Genomic DNA, 22081 nt, shown 5'->3' with positions numbered 1-22081 from the left:
CGGTTGGCTGTCTCAGCCCAATCGCCCGCCTAAGCCCGGTCGCCGACCTCAGGCCGGCTTACCCGGTCTCAGGCCGGGTGCCCACCTCAGCTCGGGTGCTCGGCTCCGGTCGGGTGCCCGGCTGTCTCAGGTCGGTTGCTCGTCGAGGCGGACGGCTTGCGCGATGTAGGCGCGGAGGGCGTCCTCGTCGATGTCCGCCACGGTCCTGAGCTTGACGTGGCGGGTCTTGCTGCCGGCGCCCTCCAGCAGGCCGTGCTCGTCCTCGAACTCGGCGCCGCGGCCGAACGCCAGGGTGAGGTGGGTCTTGCTCTGGCTGATCACCGCGAGGACCTGCCGGCCGCGCCAGGCGGGCGAGCCGTAGGCGAGGCACTCGACGGCGTCCGGGGCGGCGGACGCCATCAGGCGCCGCAGCGCGCTCACGATCTCGGTGTACCTCGGATCGAGCCTGGTGGCGACGTACGCGTCCACTCCGTTACCGGCCATTGGGGGTCCTTTCAGCGTGTGATGCCGCCACCCTCGCCGGAGGGCTGCCGCAACCGTAGGCCGGGGCAAGATCCTGTATCAGGGCCCAAGGGCCCCGATCCGGGGCCGCGGGGGCCCTAGGGTCCCCCCGCGGCGGCTACTTATGGGTAACAATGGGGCGCATGGCGATCGCATCGTTCATGGTCCCGCTCGGCTCGCCCGCACCGCCGTTCCGGCTCCCGTCCATCGACGGCGGTCCGGTCGCGGACACGGACTTCGGCACGGCGTCGGCCCTGCTGGTGATCTTCCTGTCCAACCACTGCCCGTACGTGCGGCGCGTCGAGAACGGCATCGGCGCCCTCGCCGCCGAGTACGCCGGGAAGGGGGTCGCCACCGTCGGCATCTGCAGCAACGACGTGTCGCGGTACCCCGACGACGGCGCCGACCACCTGCGCGAGCAGGCCGCGAGGGCGGGCTTCGAGTTCCCGTACCTGGTGGACGAGTCGCAGGAGACGGCCCGCGCCTACCGCGCCGCCTGCACGCCCGACTTCTTCCTGTACGACGGCGACCGGAGGCTGGCCTACCGGGGCGAGTTCGACGGTGCGCGGCCGCGCAACGACGTGCCCGTGGACGGCTCCTCCCTGCGCGCCGCCCTCGACCTCGTCCTCGCGGGCAAGGCCGTCCCGGAGCCGCACACGCCCAGCCTCGGCTGCGGCATCAAGTGGATCCCGGGCAACGAGCCCGTGTGAACGCCGCCGGGGGTCGCTCAGCGCGTCACGCCGAGGCGGCCTCTCCTTGACGTGGGTGGGGCAGCGATGGGCCTCGTATCGCGCCGGACGTGACCACGACCTTGCGGTCGCCGCCGGGCTGCAACCCGCGTTCGGCGGACGCCGCGAGCGCCTCCAGGAGCTCGGCGGGCCCGCCGGCGGCGTCGTCGTAGTGCCAGAAGCGGATGATCGCCTCGCCCTCGGCGCCCGGGTTGAAGCGGCCCAGGGCGAAGCAGCCGGCGATGGCCATGCGGACGATGACGCGCTCGCTGTCGTCCATCTGGGCCACGTACGCGGCCGCGTCGATGAGGCCGATCGCGGCGCGGGCGTTGCGGCCGTCGTCGCACGGATCGGCCCGGTTGATCCGCCATTGCGCGTACGGTCGCAGATAATCAGCGATCATCCAGGTCTTGAGCACGCCGCAGTCCTCTCGGGGTCAGCAATGCCTTCATGGTGCTGACGATGACCTGCCGCTGCGGGCGTTTTGACCGACCTCTTGCCGCCGGCTGCCGACCTCTTACCGCGAGCTGCCGGATGTTGACCTTGTCCTGACCTGCGTAGATCTACTCGGCGCCCGCGCCGCACCCGGCGGGCGGCCGGACCCCGGCCGGACGATCAGCCGGTGAGGCCGTGCCGGAACGCGTAGGTGACCGCCTGGGCGCGGTCGCGCAGCCCGGCCTTCGCGAACAGGTTGTTGATGTGCGTCTTGACGGTCGCCTCGCTGATGAACAGGTCGCCGGCGATCTCGGCGTTGGAGCGCCCCTGGGCGATCAGTGTGAGCACCTCGGCCTCGCGGCGGGTCAGGCCGTCGGGCAGGTCCCCGCCCTGCCGGCGCGGCCGGGACGGCTCGCCGGACGCGACCGCCTCCACCAGCCGCCGCTGGACGGCGGGGTCGAGCTGGGCCGCTCCGCCGCGGACGGCGGCGACGGCGCGCGCGATCTCGTCCGCCCCGGCGTCCTTGGTCAGGTAGCCGCGCGCCCCGGCGCGCAGCGCGGCGAAGACCGACTCGTCGTCCGCGTAGGTGGTGAGGACGACGACCTCCACCTCGGGGTGCGCCTCCTTGATGCGGCGGGTCGCCTCCACGCCGTCCACCCGCGGCATCCGCAGGTCCATCAGGACGACGTCGGGCCGTACCTCGCCGACCATGGCGAGGGCCGCCTCCCCGTCGCCCGCCGATCCGGCGACCTCGATGCCGGGCAGCAGTTCCAGCAGCAGGACCAGGCCCTCCCGCACCACCGTCTGGTCGTCGACGACCAGGATCCTCGTCGTGTCGCTCACCGCGTCCCGTCCCCTGTCATGCGGGCACCCGGAGGAACACCCGGAAGCCCTCGCCCTGCTGCCCGGTCTCCAGAATCCCATCGATCAGCTCCGCACGCTCCCGCATGCCGACCAGGCCGTATCCGCCGGTCTCCAGATCCATGGGCCGCTCCGCACCGCCGGTGTCGGTCACCTCAAGTTCCACTTCGTCGTCCAGGTACCGGAGGGTCACGTGCGCGCGCGCTCCCGGGGCGTGCTTCCGGACGTTGGTGAGCGCCTCCTGAGCCGTCCGGACGACCGCGAGGCCTGCCTGCGGGGACAGCTCGCGCGGCTCACCCGTCACCTGCACGTCGCAGGGACGGCCGGTACCGACGTAGAACTCGTCCGCCAGCTCGGCGAGCACGTCCTTCGGCTCCGGGATCTCTCCGCGCAGCGTGGCGAGCGCCCGCTTCGTCTCCTCAAGCCCCGTCCTGGCGAGGTTGCGCGCCCGCTCGACGCGGTCGAGCGCCTGGACCCGGTCGCCGTCGCGGGCCAGCAGCAGCCGCGCGCCCTCCAGGTGGACGAGCTGCGCCGACAGCGAGTGGGCGAGGATGTCGTGGATCTCCCTGGCGATGCGGGAGCGCTCGGCCAGGACGGCGCCGGCGGCCTCGGCCCTCCGCGTCGCCTCCCGCGCGGCGTCCGCCTGCCGGCCGGCGACGGCGCCCACCGTCAGGCCCGCGACCGCCGCCATCAGGCCGAGGTCCGCGCCGCCCTGCCGGACGATCTCGCCGACGACGCCCGTGACGGCGGCGCCCAGCGCGCCGAGGCCGAGGCCCCAGGGCAGCGGGAGCCGCCTGACCAGCACCCAGAGGGCGGGCAGGGCGAAGAAGAAGCCGCTGCCCGACCGCGGCGAGATTCCGTAGAGCGCGAGTGCGGCGGCCATCGCGGTGACCAGCAGGGCGACGACCGTCCGCCGCCACCGGGCCTCCTTGCGCCCCTTCAGGACCAGCGCGGCGACGAGGGAGCCGAGCATGACCCCGTTCAGCAGGACGAGGGCCAGGCCCGCCCCGTGCAGCGCCGGACGCGGGGTGTTGTCGAAGAGGCCGCGGACGTAGGAGGTGCTGCCCCAGACGGCCAGCGCACCGAAGACGAGCATTCGTAGCCACCAGGACAGCGGGAGGCCCTCCAGCCTCCCGAAGGTCCTGCCGATGCCCGCGGGGCGCTTCACCACGAGGTCATTGTTCACGACCGGGAGCCGGCTGGCACGGTCGCTGGCACGGCGGCGGGAGCGTCGGCGGGCACGGCGGCGGGAGCGGCGGTGGGCACGGTCGCGGGAGCGGCGGCGGGCACGGCGGCGGGCACGGGCACGGTGGCGGGCATCCGCCGTGCGCGCAGCCCGACGGCGAGGTTCTGGACGAGCAGCGTCAGCCCGAGGAACACGAGGACGGCACCGGCGGCGGGGTGGACGCCCGCGGCGTAACCGGCGCCGATGAGCGCCGCCCGGATCGCGATCGAGGCGGTCCACGCCGCCGCCGTCCAGGCGGTGCCGCGCCGCCACAGCGCGCCCCCGGGTCCGCGCCACAGATGGACGGTGGCCGCCCGCCACACGCCGAGGGCGACGGCGGCGACGGCCTCCGCGGCGAGCAGCGCGACGCTCACGGCGGGATGCGCCGCGTCGGCGAGGCCGCCCTGCGCGGCACCGATGATGATCATCACGATGGGGATCGTGGCGAGGCTGCGCTCGTCCAGGGGCCGGGCCCGCATCTGCCGGTGGAGGACGAAGGCGAGGACCGCGATGGCGAGGAGGACGTCGTCCAGCGTGTTCATGCCCTCAACGCTAGGGACGGCCGCGTTCCTGAGGATCGGAGCCAGGCTGGACTTCACCGCCTCCACCGGAGGGTGGAGACGGCGCCGCGGACCAGCCGCGGACCAGCCGCCGACCAGCCGCGGGCTACACGTCGATGCGCTCGGCGTCGAGCTCGGAGGCGCCGGCGGTGATGAACTCCCGGCGGGGCGCCACCTCGCTCCCCATGAGCAGGTCGAAGATCTTGGCGGCGTCCTCCGCGTCCTCGATGCGGATGCGGCGCAGGATGCGGTGGCGCGGGTCCATGGTGGTCTCGGCGAGCTGGTCGGCGTCCATCTCACCGAGGCCCTTGTAGCGCTGGACGGGCTCCTTCCAGCGCTGGCCCTTGCGCTCGAACTCGACGAGCTTGCGGGTCAGCTCGCCGTCGCTGTAGCAGTAGACGTACTTGTCCTGGCCCTTGCGGGGCTTGGTCAGCTCGATCCGGTGCAGCGGCGGGACGGCCGCGAAGACGCGCCCGGCCTCCAGCATCGGCCGCATGTACCGGTACAGCAGCGTGAGCAGCAGGCAGCGGATGTGCGAGCCGTCGACGTCGGCGTCGGCCATCAGGATGATCCGGCCGTAGCGGGCGGCGTCGATGTCGAAGGTGCGGCCGGAGCCCGCGCCGATCACCTGGATGATCGCGGCGCACTCGGCGTTCTTCAGCATGTCGGCGACGGACGCCTTCTGCACGTTGAGGATCTTGCCGCGGATCGGCAGCAGCGCCTGGAACTCGGAGTCGCGGGCGAGCTTGGCGGTGCCGAGCGCCGAGTCGCCCTCGACGATGAACAGCTCGCTGCGGTCGTCGGCGGTGCGGCAGTCGACGAGCTTGGCCGGGAGCGCCGAGTTCTCCAGGGCGTTCTTGCGGCGCTGGTTGTCGCGCTGGGTGCGGGCGGCGATGCGGGTCTTGGCCGCGCCCACCACCTTCTCCAGGACGGTGCGCAGGGGCTGCTTCTGGCCGCGCGACGGGTTCTCGAACACCGCCCGCAGCTCGCGCATCACGACCTGGGACACGATGCGGGTGGCGGCGGAGGTGCCGAGGATCTCCTTGGTCTGCCCCTCGAACTGCGGTTCCGGGAGCCGGACCGTCACCACGGCGGTCAGGCCCTCCAGGACGTCCTCCTTGATGACGTCCTCGTCGCCGTTCTTGAGCAGCCGGACGGCGCGGAGCTGCTCGTTGATCACCTTGAGCACGGCCCGGTCGAAGCCGCGCACGTGCGTGCCGCCCTTCGGGGTGGCGATCACGTTGACGAACGACTTGGTGATCGTGTCGTAGCCGGTGCCCCAGCGCAGCGCGACGTCGACCTCCAGGTCGCGCTCCACGTCGGTGGGCGTGAGGTGGCCCTGGTCGTCGAGGACGGGGACGGTCTCGGTGAAGTGCCCGCGCCCCTGGAGCCGCAGCACGTCGATGAGCGGGGCGTCCTTGGCGAGGTAGGAGCAGAACTCGCCGATGCCGCCGTCGAAGCGGAAGGTCTCCTCGACGACCTCCTCGCCGCGCTCGTCGCGGACGTCGATGGTGAGGCCCGGGATCAGGAACGCGGTCTGGCGCATGCGGTCCATCACGAGGGCCTGGTCGACCGTGGCGTCCTTGAGGAAGATCTGGAGGTCGGGCCAGAAGCGGACGCGGGTGCCGGTGACCTTCTTGGCGACCTTGCGGGTCTGCCGCAGGCCCGACTTCTTCTTGAAGCGGGCGTTCGGGCGGCCGTCGTCGGCGAACTCGCCGGGCAGGCCGCGCCGGAAGCTGATCGCGTGGGTGTGGCCGTCGCGGTCGACCTCGACGTCGAGGCGGGCGGACAGGGCGTTGACGACGGACGCGCCGACGCCGTGCAGGCCGCCGGACGCCGTGTAGGACACGCCGCCGAACTTGCCGCCCGCGTGGAGCCTGGTCATGACCAGCTCCACGCCCGGCAGGCCCGTCTTGGGCTCCAGGTCGACGGGGATGCCGCGACCGTTGTCGCCCACCTCGAACGACCCGTCGGCGTACATCGTCACGCTGATATGGGTGCAGTGTCCGGCGAGGGCCTCGTCGACGGAGTTGTCGACGATCTCCCACAGGCAGTGTGCGAGGCCTCGGCTGTCGGTCGACCCGATGTACATGCCGGGTCGCTTGCGCACGGCCTCCAGCCCCTCCAGCACCGAGAGGTGCCGGGCGGAGTAGCCGTGCGGGTCATCGGTGGGCGCTTCGGCGGTCGCGGCGGTCAACTGCGTGTGCTCCTCGGGGGTAGGACATTCGGCAGAAGGGTACCCCCGGCCGACGACATTCCACCGAAAGGCTCGCCGCCGCAGGGGGTGCGACGGGCGATCCGCCGGGTTTCCAACGGTCCGCCGAGCGGGTCCGCACCCGGGGGTGGAGAGGCAGAACGTCCACCTCTGGGTTGGTGTTCCCGGCATGCCCGATCTCTAGTCTCCTCGGCATGGCACAGACGATCGAGGTCACGGGCCTCCGCAAGCGATACGGCGACGTCCAGGCCGTGGACGGGGTCACCTTCTCGGTCCCGGAGGGCGAGTTCTTCGGCATCCTCGGGCCCAACGGGGCGGGCAAGACCACGACCCTGGAGATCATCGAAGGGCTGCGCGAGGCGGACGAGGGCGGCGTCTCGGTCCTCGGCATGGCGCCGTGGCCCCGCAACCCCCGGCTGCTGCCCCGCATCGGCGTGCAGTTGCAGGCGACCGCCTTCTTCGAGCGGCTGACCGCCCGCGAGCAGCTCCAGACGTTCGCCTCCCTCTACGGCGTCCCGGCGCGCAAGAGCGACGCGATGCTGGAGAAGGTCGGGCTGGGCGACAAGGCCGACGTCCGCGTCGAGAAGCTGTCGGGCGGCCAGGCGCAGCGGCTGTCGATCGCCTGCGCGCTCGTCCACGACCCCGAGCTCGTGTTCCTGGACGAGCCGACGGCCGCGCTGGACCCGCAGGCCCGCCGCAACCTCTGGGACGTCCTCAGGGACATCAACACCGAGGGCCGGACGATCGTCCTGACCACGCACTACATGGACGAGGCCGAGCTGCTCTGCGACCGCGTCGCGATCATGGACGCGGGGCGGGTGCTGCGGCTCGGGCCGCCGGCGGCGCTCGTGCGCGGCCTGGACGTGCCCGCCCGGATCAGCGTCGCGAGCGGGGTCCTGCCGGTCGGCGACGCCCGGCGGCTGCCGGGGGCCGACGAGGCCGCCGACGACGGGGTGTCCCTGACGATCTCCACGCGCGACCCCTCGGCCGTCGTCGCCGCCATGGCCGCCAAGGACGCCCTGGACGGCGTCCAGATCCGCGGCGCCACCCTGGAGGACGTCTTCCTCGACCTGACCGGACGGGAGTACCGGGCATGAGCACGCTCGACAGCTTCAAGAGCCTCTCGCGGGCCATGCTGCTCGGCTTCCGCCGGGACCGCGGGGCGCTGTTCTTCACCGTGCTCTTCCCCCTGATGTTCCTGGTCATCTTCGCCGGGGTGTTCGGGCACCAGAGCACGGCGAAGGCGAAGGTCCTGGAGGTCGGCCCGGTCGCGGCCGTGGACCAGGCGGTCGCGCGGGACCCGGCCGAGCTGAAGAAGATCATGGAACTGACCCGGACGGCGGACCGGGCCGCGGCGCTGCGCAAGGTCGAGAAGGGCGACGCCGACGCGGTCGTGGAGCAGCGCGGCAGCGAGGTCGTCGTCCACTACTCGGCGGCCGACCAGGTCCGGTCGGGAACGGTCCGGGGCCTGATGGACTCGCTCGTCCAGTCGGCGAACCAGGCCGCCAGCGGCAAGCCTCCGGCCTTCACGCTGCGCTCGCAGCAGGTCGAGGACGACTCGCTCAAGGCGATCCAGTTCTTCACGCCGAGCCTGCTCGGCTGGGCGCTGGCCTCCGCCGGGGTCTTCGGCGCCTCGCAGACGCTGGTGACGTGGCGGACGAAGGGCATCCTGCGGCGCCTCCAGCTCTCCCCCGCGCCCATCCCGACGGTGTTCGCCGCGCGGGTCGCGGTCAGCCTCGGCGTCGCGCTCGGGCAGTTCGCCCTCTTCATCGTGGTCGCGCAGCTTCCGATGTTCGGGCTGAAGCTCGGGCACGCATGGTGGATGGCGATCCCGATGGTGATGGCCGGCGTCCTCGCGTTCCTGTCGATCGGCATGGTGATCGGGGCGTGGGCCAAGAGCCAGGAGACGGCCCAGGCCGTCACGCAGCTCGTCGTCCTGCCGATGGCGTTCCTCGGCGGTTCGTTCTTCCCGCTGGACTCGGCCCCGGCGTGGATGAAGGGCCTCTCGTACGCCTTCCCGCTGCGCTATCTGAACGAGGGGATGCTCAACGTGATGGGCCGGGGCCTCGGACCCGGGTCCGCACTGCCCCAAATCGGCGTGCTGCTGGGCGTCGCCGCGGTCGGCGCCCTGATCGCCACGCGGCTGTTCCGCTGGGAAGCGGCCTGATCAGGACGGTGGGCCACGACGCGATGTGACCTCGGTCACTTATTGGGCCATTCTGCTGTGGGCGTACGAAGAAACAGGTTGGGAACGTCCACGTCGGGTTAGATGTTCTCCTAAGTACCGACCCCGAGCATGAGGAAGGTGCCGTGACTGGAGCCCTTGCCCCAACCAAGCCGTTGACCGTCGCCGACCGTTGCGACCGCTGCGGCGCCCAGGCCTACGTCCGTGCAGTCCTTGTAGGCGGCGGCGACCTTCTGTTCTGCGCCCACCACGGGCGTAAGTACACAGAGGCCCTGCGCGCCAACGGGGCCGACATTCAGGATGAGACCGACAGGCTGAACGAAACCCCGGCCTCCGCTTCACCCGACGAGCGGTAGCCCTCGAAATAGAACGACCCGGAACGGCGGCCACCGGACACGGTGACCGCCGTTCGCATTCCCTGCGTCCGCGTCGCCGTTTCGCACCGTTTCGCCCGCGACTCCTTACCGTGAGCAGTCGGATACTCTGCGTGCTTATTCGCGTTGCCCCGGTGGCGGGAATCACCGGTCCGCCGCCACGACGCACCGTAGTGTTCTTATTCACTCTGCGTAGTTCGTGCGTCAAGCGCAATATCCTGAGAGAACAGCGCGGACGGCCGCGACGACGAGTTATCGGGGGGATCGTGCACTTCCTGCTGCCACCGTCGGAGAAGAAGGCGCCCGAGGGGGACGGCCCTCCGCTCGACCTGGCATCGCTCAGCTTCCCCGAGCTGAACCCGGTCCGCGAGCGCGTCCTCGCCGCACTGGGCGAGGCGTGCCGGCTGGACAGCGCCGGCGAGGTGCTCGGGCTGCCCGCCGGGCAGGCCGACGAGGCGCTCGCCCGCAACCGGGCCCTGCGCACCGCCCCGACCCTGCCGGTGGCCCGCCTCTACACCGGCGTCCTGTACGACAACCTCGACCTCGCGGACCTGGACGAGCGCGCCGCGAACGAGCAGATCATCGTCTTCTCGGGCCTGTGGGGCGCGCTGAGGCTTACCGACCGCATCCCGCCGTACCGGCTGGCCATGGCGGTCTCGCTGCCGCCCGAGGGGCGGCTGGCGGCGCTCTGGCGGCCGGTGATGCGCAAGGCCCTGCGCCTCGACGGGCTGATCGTCGACATGCGCTCGGGCCCTTACGCCTCCGCGTGGAAGGCTCCTCAGCCCGCCGTCGCCGTGCGGGTGTTGCGCGAGCGGATCCTGGGCGGCGTGCCGAAGCGCACGGTCGTGAGCCACATGGCCAAGGCGACACGGGGCAAGGTCGCGCACGACCTCCTCAAGGCCGACGCCAGGCCCACCACCCCTGAGGAGCTGCTGAAGGCGGTCGCCGACCTCGGGTACACGGTGGAGCTCAACGGGACGAACCTCGACGTCATCCTGCACGCCTGACCCGCAAAGACGCCTGTCCCGCAGAGGCGCCTGACCCGCAGGGGCGCCTGTCCTCCGCGCGGTCGAAGTGTCTCCCGGCCGTGACGTCAGTCGAGGACGACGTTGAGGTGCCGGCACGCCTTGACGTACTGGCTCACCTCGTCTCCGCCCAGGTAGGTCCAGGGAAGGCTGCTGGGGCGCCCCCAGGTGCGCAGGAGGTGCTGCCGTGCCGGACGGCGCGCGTCCGCGAGGTGGAAGGCGGCCCCGAAGAGGTTGTGGGCCTCGACCGTCCGCGGATGGGGGCGCGGGCCCTCGAACCAGCCCCGCGCGGCGACCTGGACGTCCCGGCACTCCTCGTGCGAGAACCACGACGACGAACCGCGGATGATGCCCGACCGCTCCTGCACGAAGTACTCGAAGTACGCCAGCGGGAGCAGGGCGGAGCGCGGGTCCTCCCGCGACGCCGTGCCCATCGCCGTCCGCGCGAAGCCGAACATCTCCTCCGCTAGGCCGCCCCACTGCGGGGACAGGCTGACGACCCGCGCGACGTGCGCGCCGTAGAGGGTGGGGCACCGCCTGCTGGCCTGCACCCACAGGGCGTCCTTCTCGTCCCGGTCCAGGTCGAGGCCCAGCGCGTACCAGAGCATCGCCTCCCACGGGACCGGATCGTCCGGCCACAGCGCCGCCGCGCGCATCAGCGGCTCCCGGGCCGCCTGCATCGTCCTCGTGTACGCGGTGTACCCGGCCGCCTGGACCGCTCGTGCGCGCGCGTCCGGCCGGATCGCCCACGCCTCCTCCACCCGCGTCCGGCCGAGCCACAGCCACAGGTCCGGGTTGTGCGGATCCTCCGCGGCGAGGACCTCGATCCCCTTGCTCTGGCCCAGCGCGGCCTTGGCGAGGGCCTCGACGCGCAGCGACCGGACCTCCGGGTCCACCCGGCTCTGGGCGAGCGCGTGCGCGCCGGGCCGCAGGAATTGCTCGCGGACCGCACTGACCGCCGCGTCGAGCCCCGTATCGTGCCAGGGACGTCCGCCGACCACCTGCGCCGCACGCGGACGGACCGCGGAAGGGCCCGCGAACCTGCTGTGCTCCACCGGACCTCCAGATGGCCGGTCAAGCTCCGTCAGTCCCATGCGCGCGAGCGTAGGAACGGGCAAGACGGTGAACGCTACCCGGAGGTTAAATGTGTGTTACATGCCCTACAGCACGGTGACGTGGAACTTTTCCACGAGTCAGAGGTAAACGCGAGAGAAGGCCCGTCCGGAGCGGACGGGCCCTCTTCGAGAGCGCGGGTCAGTCGAGGTAGTCGCGAAGCACCTGCGACCGCGACGGGTGGCGCAGCTTCGACATCGTCTTGGACTCGATCTGCCGGATGCGCTCCCGGGTCACCCCGTACACCTTGCCGATCTCGTCCAGCGTCTTCGGCTGGCCGTCGGTGAGGCCGAACCGCATCGACACCACGCCCGCCTCGCGCTCGCTCAGCGTGTCGAGCACCGAGTGCAGCTGCTCCTGGAGGAGCGTGAAGCTGACCGCGTCGGCCGGGACGATCGCCTCGGAGTCCTCGATGAGGTCACCGAACTCGCTGTCGCCGTCCTCGCCCAGCGGCGTGTGCAGGGAGATGGGCTCGCGGCCGTACTTCTGGACCTCGACGACCTTCTCCGGCGTCATGTCGAGTTCCTTGGCCAGCTCCTCCGGGGTGGGCTCGCGGCCCAGGTCCTGGAGCATCTGCCGCTGCACGCGGGCCAGCTTGTTGATGACCTCGACCATGTGCACCGGGATGCGGATGGTGCGGGCCTGGTCGGCCATCGCCCGGGTGATCGCCTGCCGGATCCACCAGGTGGCGTAGGTGGAGAACTTGTAGCCCTTGGTGTAGTCGAACTTCTCGACCGCGCGGATCAGGCCGAGGTTGCCCTCCTGGATCAGGTCCAGGAACAGCATGCCGCGGCCGGTGTAGCGCTTGGCCAGCGAGACGACCAGCCGCAGGTTGGCCTCCAGCAGGTGGTTCTTCGCGCGGCGCCCGTCCTCGGCGATCCACTCGAAGTCCTCCTGGTCCTCCTCGGACATGGCGGGACCGTCGGCGGCGAGGCGCTCCTCGGCGAAGAGGCCGGCCTCGATGCGCTTGGCGAGCTCCACCTCCTGCTCGGCGTTGAGCAGCGGGACCTTGCCGATCTGCTTGAGGTAGTCCTTGACCGGGTCGGCGGTGGCGCCGGCGGCCGCGATCTGCTGGGCGGGAGCGTCCTCGTCGTCGTCACCGAGCGTGAACGACTCCTCCTCGCTCGTCGGCGCGGCGCCGTCGGCGCCCGGCTTGCCGGGGGCCGCCTTGGCCACCGGCGCGGCGACGGGCTCGTCCTCCTCGGCCTCGGGCGCCTCGTCGGCCTCGACGACGGCCTCCTCGACCTCCAGGTCGACCTCCAGGTCGGTGAGGTCCTCGTCGAGGTCGACCTCGACGTCGTCCTCCAGCTCGGGGTCGTCGCCGGCCTTCTTCGCCGGGGCCGCCGCCTTGGGCGCCGCCGCGGGCGCCTTCTTCGCGGGAGCGGGCTTCTTCGGCTTGGCGGCCTTCGGGGCCGCGGGCTTGCGCGGAGGCGCCGGACGCGGCGCGGCGGCCTCCTCGGCGGGCTCGTCGTCGCTGACGACGGCGGTCACCGTGTCGGGCTGCTCCTTGGCAGCAGCGGCGGTCTTGGGCCTGCGCGCCGGCGGCGCCGCACGTTTGCGCGGACGCTTGGGCGCTGCGGAGTCGGCAGCGCTCACCATGACGGTCACACCCTCCTTGCTGAGGCTCCGCAAGATGCTGGAGGCCTTCGACACGGGGATGTCGGCCTCCTCGAACGTACGTCGTACGTCGTCGGCTTCGAGGTAACCCTGGGACCGTCCACGCTCGATCAGTTGCGCGATGACGTGCTCGTGCAGATCTGACGCTTTCGAGGTCGAGCTAGCAGGCGACACAAATACCTCTCGAACGAACGTGTGGCTGGGCTGACCCAAGTGCCCTGACGGGCCGGCCTCACACTGGGTGGGACCACACACTGGGCGGGACCTCCCGGTGCGGGACCGCAGCGTACCCGCTCTTACTAGGGTCAAGCATTCTGGCACTGCTGCGCATTCCGCGTTGATGTCCTGCCCGGTAACACTCCACCTTAGAGGGCGCGGGACGGTCCTTCGTACGTACTACACCGTCTTCGGGCCGTCTTCGGCGGGTGTCACGCGGGCTTCGGCGGGACGTGCAGGGCAAGCACGGTCACATCGTCCACCTGCTCGTATCCGGCAAGCATCCGATCGACCAGGAAGTCGACGAGTCTCTCGGGATCTCCTACCACCTCGGGCGGGGCGTCCGCCGCCACGGCGACGAGCTCCTCCAGCCCGGCGTCCACCCCGCGTCTACGGTTCTCCACAAGTCCATCGGAATAGAAGACCACAGTGTTGCCGGTCTCGATGGAAAAACTTGTCTGCTGCCGCTGGCTCGGCCAGCCGAGGGGTGTGCCGGGCTCCCGCGTGCTGACCCGCGCGGGCGTGTCGGGCGAGATCAGCAGGGGCGGCGGGTGGCCCGCGTTGCTGAAGGCGCCGCGGCCGGTCTCCGGGTCGATGACCGCGTACGCGACCGTGGTGAACTGCTCCTCGTCCTCGGTGGCGCTGAACAGCCGGTCGAGGCCGGCGAGGACCGCGGCGGGCCGCGGATCGTTCAGCGCGAGGGCGCGCAGGGCGTTGCGGACGCGTCCCATTCCGGCCGCGGCGAGCACGCCCTTGCCCATGACGTCCCCGACGGCGACGGCGAGCCGGTCGTCGGGGAGGCGGAACACGTCGTACCAGTCGCCGCCGACCTGGACGTGCCGCGTCGCCGGGTTGTAGCGGGCGGCGAGGACCATGCCGGGCAGCTGCGGGAGATCGCTCGGCAGGAGGCTGCGCTGGAGCTCCTCGGCGGTCTTGTGCTCGCGCTCGAACAGCAGCGCCCGCTCCACCGCCAGCGCGCACTGGCCGGCGAGCGCCTCCAGGAAGACCCGCTCCTCCTCGGTGATCTCCCGCGGCCGGGTGAAGGAGAACCGCAGCGCGCCGATCGGTGCGCCGGCGGCCAGCAGCGGCAGGCCCACCCAGGCGCGCTCCCCCGTGTGCTGGGCGAACAGGCCCTTCTCGTCGTGGCCGAGCTGGAGGCGGAGGCTGTCGGGGTGCTCGGCCAGGAACGGCCGGCTCTCGCGGACCGCGACGGACATGACCGTCTGGTCGCTGACCTTGATGTCGTCGCGGGAGGCGGGCCGGGCCTCGCCCTCGCCGCCCGGCTGGGACGGCGCCACGATGCTCAGCCGCAGCTTGTCGTCGTCCAGCAGCGCCACCGCGGAGTAGTCGGCGCCGATCGCCGACCGGCCCACCTCGGTGATCACCTGGACGACCTGCGAGACGGTGAGCGCCTCGGCGAGCATGGACGTGGCCTGCTGGAGGCGCGCGGTCCGCAGCGCGGCGGCGGAGAGCTGCTCGGTCAGCCGCCCGCGCATCTCCTCGGCCTCGCGCTGGCCGGTGACGTCGGTGTTGGCGCCGACCCACTCGATGACCGCGCCGCCCTGCCAGATGGGCACGGCACGGACGTCGAAGTGCCGGTAGGTGCCGCTCTTCGTGCGGACCCGGTAGTTGGTCTCGAAGACCCGGTTGTCCTCGACGCACTCCCGCCAGGTGGCCTCGATGCGGGGCCGGTCCTCCGGGTGGATCACCGACAGCCATCCGCCGACCGCGTAGTCGTCGGGCGTCTGGCCGGTGATCGCGCGCCACTCGGGCGCGTCGTCGATGACGCCGCCGCCCGGCGCGGCGACCCACACCACCTGGGCGCTGGCCTCCACGAGCGACCGGTAGCGCTGCTCCTTGCGGCGGATGACCTCCTCGGCCCGGCGCCGCTCCGTCACGTCCAGGGCCGTCAGGACGACGCCGAGCGCCTGCCCGTCCGGGCCGCGGGCGGGCAGCCACGTGCAGGCCAGGATCCGTTCCTCGACGGCCGTGGCGAGCGCCGCGTCGCCGGGCGGATCGCCGGTCGGGACCACGAGGTCCAGGTCGCTGAGCGGGCGGTCCTCGGCGAGGACCTTCCGCAGCGCCGTCTCGAACGCCGTCGCCAGGTTCCCGGGCAGCACCTCGGACGGCCGCCGCTGCTGGAGATCGCGGACGGGCACCCGGAGCAGCGCGGCGAGCGCGTCGTTGGCGCGGCGGCAGCGCAGGTCGCCGTCGAAGAACGCCAGCCCGCCCGGGGCCTCCTTGAGCAGGGTCGCGTACAGCGCGGCGTCGGACGCATCCATGGGCTGGCCCTCCACCCCTGAGACGCGGGGATGCGGAACGGACGTCTCGGTGCTCATGGACAACACCTCCGCCCCAGAAGGTCCCGTACCGCGCGGCAAGTTTTCATCACTATGAGTGAATGGGAGCAGGCTAGCGCTCCCGCCTCCATCACAACACCGATCGGAGTCAGGTTCTCATCATCCCGATGGTTCGCCGCCTACGGAAGCCCTGATGGACATCCTTGTCCCTTCGGCCCCAGGCGACAACCTCGGATTCGGACGCCGTCCCCGCGGGCACCGGATGGCGATCCGCTCGGACGGCGAGTAGGAGATGTTACGGCGCCCGGGTGCCGCGGGCCGTGATCTCGCATCGCTCGGCGAGTTCCGGACACCGCCAAAACCTCCCGCGCGCCGCCCGCTTCACCAGGCAAAAAGACGGCAAAGCAGGTCCGGGCCGCCGCCCCGTCCGCCGGACTCGTCCCTGCTAGGCCGATTGTCCGGCGGCCTGCTCGACCGCCCTGTTCCACCCTGTTCGGCCGCCTCACCAGGCCGCCCTACCCGGCCACCTCAGTCGACCGGCCTACTCGACCGTCCTACTTGGCGGTCCTACTTCGCCGTCCTACTTGGCGGTCTTGGCGGCGGCCTTCTGCTCGGCCTTGAAGGCCCGCACCTTGGCGAGCGACTCCGGACCCGTGATGTCCGCGACCGACCGGTGGGAGCCCTCCTCGCCGTACGGGCCGGCGGCCTCGCGCCAGCCCTCCGGCCGGACCCCGTACTGCTTGCCGAGCAGCGCCACGAAGATCTGCGCCTTCTGCTTGCCGTACCCGGGCAGCGCGTTGAGGCGCTTGAACAGTTCCTTGCCGCCGTCCACGTCCTTCCAGATCCGCTCCGCGTCCCCGTCGTAGTGCTCCACGACGTACTGGCACAACTGCTGCACCCGCTTCGCCATCGAGCCGGGGTAGCGGTGGACGGCCGGCTTCTCCGACAGCAGCGCTGCGAACCGCTCGGGGTCGTACGCGGCGATCTCGTGGGCGTCCAGGTCCTCGGACCCGAGCCTCTGGGCGATCGTGTACGGCCCGGAGAACGCCCACTCCATCGGGACCTGCTGGTCGAGCAGCATGCCCACCAGCGCGGCGAGCGGGCTGCGTCCGAGCAGTTCGTCGGCCTCCGGCCGCTGTGTCAGTTGCACCTTCGTGGCCATGCGGCCCAGCTTAGGACCCGGCCCCCCGGACGCCCCGGGGCGAGACCGGCCGCTCGGGGACGGAATCCGTCAGAAGTCTTGAATCTGTCAGAAGTCTTACGGACCTCGCCCGATCGTGGCGGGAACGGCGGCGACGGTGCTCGAATAGAGACGTGAACGCGGACGAACCGGCAGAAGGCACTCCCGTTGGCCGGCGGGTGGTGCTCGGGATGCTCGGCCTCGGCGTGGCGGGGGCCGCCGTGGGGGGCGCTCTGCAGCAGAAGGTGAACCGCGCGCTGGCGCCGGTGGGGGAGATCGGCAACGTCCTGCCGGCGGCCGGCGGTTTCCGTTACTACACGGTCACCGGAAGCGTGAAGCGTTACAGCGCCGCCGACTGGCGTATGACCGTGGACGGGCTGGTGAACAAGCCGCGCACCTTCGGTATGGCCGATCTGGCGAGGTTGCGGCAGACCGTCCTCGACAAGGACTTCCAGTGCGTGACGGGCTGGCGGGTGCCGGACGTGCGCTGGGTGGGGGTGGCCTTGCCCGACCTCCTGGACGCGGTCGGCGTCTCCCCCGCGGCGAAAGCGGTCCGGTTCACGTCGTTCGACGGCACCTATACGGAGTCGCTGACCCTGGAGCAGGCGCGGCGTCGTGATGTCCTTGTGGCCACCCAGATGGAGGGTGGAGCGATCAGTCACGACCATGGCGGGCCCGTGCGGCTGTACGTGGCGCCCATGTACGGCTACAAGTCGCTGAAGTGGCTGGGCGGGATAGAGCTCACCGACAGGGTCCGTCCGGGTTACTGGGAGGACCGGGGCTACGACGTGGACGCCTGGGTCGGGCGGTCGAACGGACGTGACGATGCGCCCACCTGAGCCCGTCCACCCGCAGCCGGAGCGGCCAGAGCGGTCAGAGCGGTCGGAGCGGTCGGAGCGGTCGGAGCGGCTGGCGCGGTTCACGCGCGCCGAACGGTCGATCCACCATGTCACCGCCCTGCTGATGCTGACCTGCGTCACGACGGCGGCATTCCTGTACTTCCCCGCCCTGTCCACGCTGGCGGGGCGCCGAGAGCTCATCAAGACGGTGCACGTGTGGTGCGGGTTCGCGTTGCCCGTCCCCATCGTCCTGGGGCTCCTGTCGCGCGCGTTCAGGGCCGACCTGAGGCGGCTGAACAGGTTCGCCCCGCACGACTGGGAATGGCTGAGGCGCCGCGACCGCCGCGCGGTACGGGGTGGACGCGGGATCCTGCCGGTCGGCAAGTTCAACGCGGGGCAGAAGCTGAACGCGGCGTTCACCGCGGGCGCCATCCTGGTGATGCTCGGCACGGGCGAGATCCTCACGTTCCCCGACCCGTGGCCGGACCGGTGGCGCACCGGGGCCACGTTCGTCCATGACTGGCTCTTCCTGGTGGTCCTCGTGGTGACGGCCGGGCACCTGTGGGAGGCGTTGCGGGATCGCGACGCGCTCACCGGGATGCTCACCGGGCGGGTGGACCGTGATTGGGCGCTGAGACACCACGCGGGCTGGGCGGACACCGCGGGAAAGGGCACCGAGGCCACGGAAAACGGGCCGGGTGACGAAGGACATCCAGAATTTGCCAGACGTCGCCCGGATACATCTTGACTCTCCCGACAAAAGCGCTGGAATTAGACATCGAGGCGGGGTGCGGGCGGAAGCTCCCTGAGCCGGTTCGGTCCGCGAGCGCTTCGTCCTCGGCCGGCGGTGCGGCCCCGTCCGCCGGAACCCGTTCGCGGAGGTGTGCGCAGATGCCTGCACTGACCGACCAGCGAAGCGAGGCACGCGACGCGCTCACGCGACGCCTCGCGGACGAGTTCGCGGACGTCCCGTCCGAGGCCGTCCGGCGCTGCGTCACCGACGTCCATGCGCGTATGACCCACCTGGGGCTCGACGCGACACCCGATCGGGTCGAGCGGATGGCACGCGAGCATCTGCTGGGGAAGGTGAAGTCGGAACCGCCCTCCGGACGGTCGCCGGGAGGGCACTCCGACGAGCACACCGCACCGCCGGACGCCTCCCCCACGGCGCGCCGCCGGCGGGACGGCCTCTCCGGCGGCGACATCGACGGCTGACCACGGGAGACCGCGTGCGTCCCATTGCGGTCTTCCCCGGTGTCCTGGACAACGTCCGGCGCTGGATCTGAGAAACTGGGGGCGTGAGTCCCCGAAGCCGTCACCGCTCCTCCGGGGATCCGGCCGGGGACGGCACGCCCCCCTCGGACGAGGTTTCCGCGATCTTCGACGGCATGCTGCGCCATGCCCGCGAACTGCTGGCCGTCCGCAGCCCCCTCGACGCCGAGCTGATCGTCAGCGAGATCCTCGGGTCCTGGTGGGGCCACCACGTCCCGGGCGGCGACGTGGAGCAGGTGATCGGCGAGGCCCTCGTCGACCACGCCGGACGGGCCGGCACCCCGGCCGCCCTGGCGCTCCTCACCGGCATGGCCTACCTCGGCACCCCGCGGCAGGCCGCCAAGGCCGAACGGGCGGCGCTCGAACTCATGGAGCGCGGCGTGGCCCGCCCAGGCTGGGCCGACCGCGTCGGGATGGTCGCCCCCGAGGAGTGCTTCGTCTCCAGGGACGTCTACGGCGACCAGGACTCCGTCGTCTGCACCTACACCTACGGAGGCGCCGAGCGCCACGCACTCGTCGTCCTGGTCGACCGCAACAAGGCCGGGGCCCTCCAGTACCAGGGCGACCCGTTCGGCGCCGCCGCGCGCAGCGGACGGCCCCCGACGAGCGGCATGATCCGGGACGCGTGGGTCTCGTCCCAGGTCGACAAGCTCCTCGACCACTGCCGGCGGGAGGGCCGCGACAACCCGCTGATGCGGTTCGAGCAGCTCGACCCGCGCGACACCAAGGCGCTCCTGCAGAGCGCCCTCGACCTCACCGACGACATCGACGACCCGCCCGTCAACGAGAACTTCGGCTCCTACCACGCGTTCGTGCGCGCGCGCGTCGGCATCCTCCCGCCCGGCGGCCGCCTGCCCCAGCCGCCGGTGTACGGGCGCGACCGGCGCGCCACGATCGCGGCCCGGTTCCTCGCCTCCGACGAGGCGGAGGACCTGTCCGACCGGTCGGCCGCAAGCCGCTGCGTCGACCGCATCATCGACTACGGCTGCACCCACGACTTCGGACGGCCGCTCCGGGTCAGCCCCATCAAGTGCGAGATGTTCCTTCTCGACTGGCTGCCCCGCAAGGTGCTCCTGTCGCCGACCGAGCAGGAGGCCGTGCCGCACGTCCTGGCCGCCTGGGTGCGGTGGGCGGGCAAGCGCACCGGGCTGCCCGAGGAGGGCATCAGGGCGACGCTGGACGCTGTCTGGGACGCCACGGCCAAGTTCGCCGAGGCCTACCGCGACCCGGCCGCGTTCGGGCTCGACCGCGAGCTCGTCGACCGGCTGCTCCCCGACGGCGAGCTGGAGGCGCTGCCGCGCCGGGCGTTCGCCCTGCCGTTCCTGTCCGGCACCCACCGCCAGACCGGACGGCACGGCTCCATCGACCTGTCCACCCTCGACCCCGCCGATCCCGACGACCGCCGCATCATGCTGGAGTTCGAGCACCCCGGCGCGGACGAGGCGCACCTGAGCGCGCACGAGCGGCTCACGGAGCGCCTGTGGAGAGGCGACCCTCCCCAGCTGTGGGAGACCGCGCAGGCGCTGCTCGACGTGGGCTACGAACGCCACGAGATCCTGCACAAACTCATCGACGTCCTCGATCGCCACGGCGACGGCCCCGAGGCGCTGCGCGCGGCGCTGCGTGTGCTGCGTCACGAACCCCCGCCCGAGTGAACTCCCGGTTTGCGCGCGGCGTCCGTGGCGACAATCATCGGGTCTCGGGCACGGATGGTCTCGCGGGGGTCCGGGAGATCGCCCCCCGGTCGTAGGGAGTGATCTTGTTGGAGTGGTCCGAGTTCGCCCGGCGGCTGGGACGTGAGCTGGCGGGCCTCGACCGGGACACCATCCTCATCGTGCGCGAACGCGACGAGAGCCGGCACTACGTCCAGGCCATGCGCGAGCCCGACCGGCTCTACGCCGAGGCCGTGAGCAACAACTTCCTCGACGGGCCGCTGCTTCTCACGCCGGCCGACGAGGAGGTCATGAGCGAGGCGGGCTGGCGCCCGCCCGCCGACCCCGCGCCCCGCAACTGGTGGACGGAGCTGCCCGAGGGCGGCGCGCCCGGCGGGATGGCCGCCGTCACCGCCGGCGACTACGCGCGGCTGGCCGACGTCATGGTGACGGCGCTCCGCGACGTCCAGGGCGTCCGGCGCCCGTCCGACCTCGTCTACGAGTCGTTCCACCGGCACGGCACCGGCCTCATCGAGCTGCTCGACTTCGGCATCGAGACCGCCGACCGGTCCCGCGTCACGCGGCGCCGGTCGTCGGCCGACCCGCTGAGGTCGAACCCAGTGGGGTCGAACCCGGTGGGCCCCGACCCGCTGGGGTCCGGCCCCATGGCGCTCCCGCTCGACGGCGTGCCGGGCGCCTCCGCCGACCTGCTCGAACCGCGCCTCGCCGAGGCGAAGGAGCGCGGCGACCACGCCACCTACTTCGACCTCCTCGCGAGCGCCGACCCCGTCCTCCCGGCGACCGCGAACGCGGTGGAGGACCCCGACCGCGCCGAACTGCCGACCATCACGATCGGATCCGGCACCTACGTCACCGTCTTCACCTCCCCTGGCGCCCTGGCACGCACCGGGGACCAGCATCCCGGCCTCTACCGCCGCACCTCGTTCGCCTCCCTCGCGTCCGGCTGGCCCGACCCGTCCTGGCAGCTCGCCATCAACCCGGGGCTGCCCAGCGAAGTGCTCCTGGACCCGTCCGCCCTGACCCGTCTGAACGGTGCGACGTCCGCCGTAGCGCCCTCTCCGGCGACGCCCACTACGCCGCCTCCTGTAGCGCCACCTGCGCCACCCGCTTCGTCGCCTTCGGCTACGTCGTCCGGGCCGTCTTCTATGCCGCTTGAGCAGCGCGACGTCCCGAACCCGTACGGCACGGTCGATCCCAACGCGCTGTCCGGCCCGAACCCGGTCGCCGGAGGCACGCTCCCTGCGGCCAACGGATCGCTCCCCAGCGTCAACGGGACGCCGTACACCGACGACCGGCACACCGCGATCGACTCCTACTCGCTGGCCGAGTTGCAGGCGGCGATCGACTCCGGAGGAGTGGACAAGAGCCCGGCGTCCGCACCGCCGGCCTCCCCTCCGCCTCCCGCCCCGCCACAGCCCGCCCCGGCACCGGCCACCCCGATGCCGGACGAAGCGCGCGCGGCCGACCCGGCCGTGCCCACCGCCTCGCCTCCGTCGGCGATGTCCGCTCCACTCGGCGCCCCGACCGGCGAGGGTCACCGGCCCACGGACGGCGGACCCGCACCCGCACGGCCCGTAGGCCTTCCCCTGCGGCCACCGCACGGCACCCGCCTCTGGGCCATGACCGACGAGGGCGGCGCGACCCCGATCGCCGTCTACGACGCCCTCAGCGGACAGTGGTCCCAGGCGGCGGCGGACGTGGTCCCGGCTCCCTGGACCGAGTGACGAGGCGTTCGACTACCGTCGAGTACGGCAGTACGGCA

20 protein-coding genes are annotated in these 22081 nt (G+C 71.9%); 10 read left to right on the top strand and 10 right to left on the bottom strand.

Annotation, left to right across the window (positions count from 1 at the left end; all coding sequences use genetic code 11):
- Window positions 1–126: 126 nt before the first annotated feature.
- The gene (locus E1300_RS14745) at window positions 127–483 is read right to left on the bottom strand and encodes a DUF1801 domain-containing protein (protein WP_131757558.1); all 357 of its coding nucleotides are present in this window, start codon (window positions 481–483) and stop codon (window positions 127–129) included.
- 161 nt (window positions 484–644) lie between these two features.
- Between E1300_RS14745 and E1300_RS14740 the strand changes: the two genes are divergently transcribed.
- Window positions 645–1211, top strand: a complete 567-nt coding sequence (locus E1300_RS14740; RefSeq protein WP_131757557.1) for a thioredoxin family protein — start codon at window positions 645–647, stop codon at window positions 1209–1211.
- Window positions 1212–1236: 25 nt separating this feature from the next.
- On the opposite strand, the gene E1300_RS14735 is transcribed toward E1300_RS14740, so the two are convergent.
- The 5 genes from E1300_RS14735 to E1300_RS14710 all read right to left on the bottom strand — a co-directional run bounded on the left by E1300_RS14735 (window position 1237) and on the right by E1300_RS14710 (window position 6507).
- On the bottom strand, window positions 1237–1647 hold the full coding sequence (locus tag E1300_RS14735; RefSeq protein WP_131757556.1) for a hypothetical protein: 411 nt from the start codon (window positions 1645–1647) through the stop codon (window positions 1237–1239).
- Window positions 1648–1844: 197 nt separating this feature from the next.
- On the bottom strand, window positions 1845–2507 hold the full coding sequence (locus tag E1300_RS14725) for a response regulator (RefSeq protein ID WP_242619154.1): 663 nt from the start codon (window positions 2505–2507) through the stop codon (window positions 1845–1847).
- Window positions 2508–2523: 16 nt separating this feature from the next.
- On the bottom strand, window positions 2524–3711 hold the full coding sequence (locus E1300_RS14720) for a sensor histidine kinase (RefSeq protein WP_131757553.1): 1188 nt from the start codon (window positions 3709–3711) through the stop codon (window positions 2524–2526).
- Window positions 3708–4292: a hypothetical protein gene (locus E1300_RS14715; RefSeq protein WP_131757552.1), complete on the bottom strand. Its 585-nt coding sequence runs from the start codon at window positions 4290–4292 to the stop codon at window positions 3708–3710. The genes E1300_RS14720 and E1300_RS14715 overlap by 4 nt, the downstream gene beginning before the upstream one ends.
- A gap of 124 nt (window positions 4293–4416) precedes the next feature.
- Entirely contained in the window at window positions 4417–6507 is a 2091-nt protein-coding gene (locus E1300_RS14710) for a DNA gyrase/topoisomerase IV subunit B (RefSeq protein WP_131757551.1), read from the bottom strand.
- A gap of 212 nt (window positions 6508–6719) precedes the next feature.
- Between E1300_RS14710 and E1300_RS14705 the strand changes: the two genes are divergently transcribed.
- The 4 genes from E1300_RS14705 to E1300_RS14690 all read left to right on the top strand — a co-directional run bounded on the left by E1300_RS14705 (window position 6720) and on the right by E1300_RS14690 (window position 10091).
- On the top strand, window positions 6720–7622 hold the full coding sequence (locus E1300_RS14705) for an ABC transporter ATP-binding protein (protein WP_131757550.1): 903 nt from the start codon (window positions 6720–6722) through the stop codon (window positions 7620–7622).
- Window positions 7619–8692: an ABC transporter permease gene (locus E1300_RS14700; RefSeq protein ID WP_131757549.1), complete on the top strand. Its 1074-nt coding sequence runs from the start codon at window positions 7619–7621 to the stop codon at window positions 8690–8692. Before E1300_RS14705 ends, E1300_RS14700 begins: the two co-directional genes overlap by 4 nt.
- Before the next feature lie 143 nt (window positions 8693–8835).
- On the top strand, window positions 8836–9066 hold the full coding sequence (locus E1300_RS52460; RefSeq protein WP_131757548.1) for a DUF7455 domain-containing protein: 231 nt from the start codon (window positions 8836–8838) through the stop codon (window positions 9064–9066).
- Between the two features lie 284 nt (window positions 9067–9350).
- Window positions 9351–10091: a YaaA family protein gene (locus tag E1300_RS14690; RefSeq protein ID WP_131757547.1), complete on the top strand. Its 741-nt coding sequence runs from the start codon at window positions 9351–9353 to the stop codon at window positions 10089–10091.
- Window positions 10092–10177: 86 nt separating this feature from the next.
- Here E1300_RS14690 and E1300_RS14685 read toward each other — a convergent pair whose 3' ends face one another.
- The 4 genes from E1300_RS14685 to E1300_RS14670 form a co-directional block, all read right to left on the bottom strand.
- Window positions 10178–11164: a hypothetical protein gene (locus E1300_RS14685; RefSeq protein WP_131757546.1), complete on the bottom strand. Its 987-nt coding sequence runs from the start codon at window positions 11162–11164 to the stop codon at window positions 10178–10180.
- 199 nt (window positions 11165–11363) lie between these two features.
- Window positions 11364–13013: an RNA polymerase sigma factor gene (locus E1300_RS14680; protein WP_131757545.1), complete on the bottom strand. Its 1650-nt coding sequence runs from the start codon at window positions 13011–13013 to the stop codon at window positions 11364–11366.
- A 254-nt stretch (window positions 13014–13267) separates the two neighbouring features.
- The gene (locus E1300_RS14675) at window positions 13268–15394 is read right to left on the bottom strand and encodes a SpoIIE family protein phosphatase (RefSeq protein ID WP_131757544.1); all 2127 of its coding nucleotides are present in this window, start codon (window positions 15392–15394) and stop codon (window positions 13268–13270) included.
- A gap of 541 nt (window positions 15395–15935) precedes the next feature.
- Window positions 15936–16517, bottom strand: coding sequence for an HhH-GPD-type base excision DNA repair protein (locus E1300_RS14670; RefSeq protein ID WP_131757543.1), 582 nt, complete (start codon window positions 16515–16517; stop codon window positions 15936–15938).
- Between the two features lie 152 nt (window positions 16518–16669).
- On the opposite strand from E1300_RS14670, the gene E1300_RS14665 reads away from it, so the two are divergent.
- From E1300_RS14665 to E1300_RS52455, 5 genes are all read left to right on the top strand, one after another.
- Window positions 16670–17374, top strand: coding sequence for a molybdopterin-dependent oxidoreductase (locus E1300_RS14665; protein ID WP_207399724.1), 705 nt, complete (start codon window positions 16670–16672; stop codon window positions 17372–17374).
- Window positions 17361–18122 (top strand): cytochrome b/b6 domain-containing protein, encoded by a 762-nt coding sequence (locus E1300_RS14660; protein WP_131757542.1) that lies wholly within the window; start codon window positions 17361–17363, stop codon window positions 18120–18122. Before E1300_RS14665 ends, E1300_RS14660 begins: the two co-directional genes overlap by 14 nt.
- Before the next feature lie 143 nt (window positions 18123–18265).
- On the top strand, window positions 18266–18589 hold the full coding sequence (locus tag E1300_RS14655; RefSeq protein ID WP_242619153.1) for a three-helix bundle dimerization domain-containing protein: 324 nt from the start codon (window positions 18266–18268) through the stop codon (window positions 18587–18589).
- Window positions 18590–18762: 173 nt separating this feature from the next.
- Window positions 18763–20301 (top strand): hypothetical protein, encoded by a 1539-nt coding sequence (locus E1300_RS14650; protein WP_165502838.1) that lies wholly within the window; start codon window positions 18763–18765, stop codon window positions 20299–20301.
- Window positions 20302–20405: 104 nt separating this feature from the next.
- The gene (locus E1300_RS52455; RefSeq protein ID WP_242619152.1) at window positions 20406–22043 is read left to right on the top strand and encodes an SseB family protein; all 1638 of its coding nucleotides are present in this window, start codon (window positions 20406–20408) and stop codon (window positions 22041–22043) included.
- The last annotated feature ends 38 nt before the right edge of the window (window positions 22044–22081 follow it).

This window comes from Actinomadura fibrosa (genome assembly GCF_900659615.1).
Lineage (GTDB): Bacteria > Actinomycetota > Actinomycetes > Streptosporangiales > Streptosporangiaceae > Spirillospora > Spirillospora fibrosa.
The sequence above is the reverse complement of the archived record's forward strand: the minus strand, read 5'-3'. Positions and strand labels throughout refer to the sequence as shown.

What these genes read in the sequence shown, in the direction of transcription:
- E1300_RS14650 (WP_165502838.1), top strand. Translation starts at nt 18,763, where the DNA reads ATGCTGCGCCATGCCCGCGAACTGCTGGCCGTCCGCAGCCCCCTCGAC.
- E1300_RS14670 (WP_131757543.1), bottom strand. Translation starts at nt 16,517, where the DNA reads ATGGCCACGAAGGTGCAACTGACACAGCGGCCGGAGGCCGACGAACTG.
- E1300_RS14705 (WP_131757550.1), top strand. Translation starts at nt 6,720, where the DNA reads ATGGCACAGACGATCGAGGTCACGGGCCTCCGCAAGCGATACGGCGAC.
- E1300_RS14675 (WP_131757544.1), bottom strand. Translation starts at nt 15,394, where the DNA reads ATGAGCACCGAGACGTCCGTTCCGCATCCCCGCGTCTCAGGGGTGGAG.
- E1300_RS14715 (WP_131757552.1), bottom strand. Translation starts at nt 4,292, where the DNA reads ATGAACACGCTGGACGACGTCCTCCTCGCCATCGCGGTCCTCGCCTTC.
- E1300_RS14655 (WP_242619153.1), top strand. Translation starts at nt 18,266, where the DNA reads ATGCCTGCACTGACCGACCAGCGAAGCGAGGCACGCGACGCGCTCACG.
- E1300_RS14740 (WP_131757557.1), top strand. Translation starts at nt 645, where the DNA reads ATGGCGATCGCATCGTTCATGGTCCCGCTCGGCTCGCCCGCACCGCCG.
- E1300_RS14700 (WP_131757549.1), top strand. Translation starts at nt 7,619, where the DNA reads ATGAGCACGCTCGACAGCTTCAAGAGCCTCTCGCGGGCCATGCTGCTC.
- E1300_RS14660 (WP_131757542.1), top strand. Translation starts at nt 17,361, where the DNA reads ATGCGCCCACCTGAGCCCGTCCACCCGCAGCCGGAGCGGCCAGAGCGG.
- E1300_RS14745 (WP_131757558.1), bottom strand. Translation starts at nt 483, where the DNA reads ATGGCCGGTAACGGAGTGGACGCGTACGTCGCCACCAGGCTCGATCCG.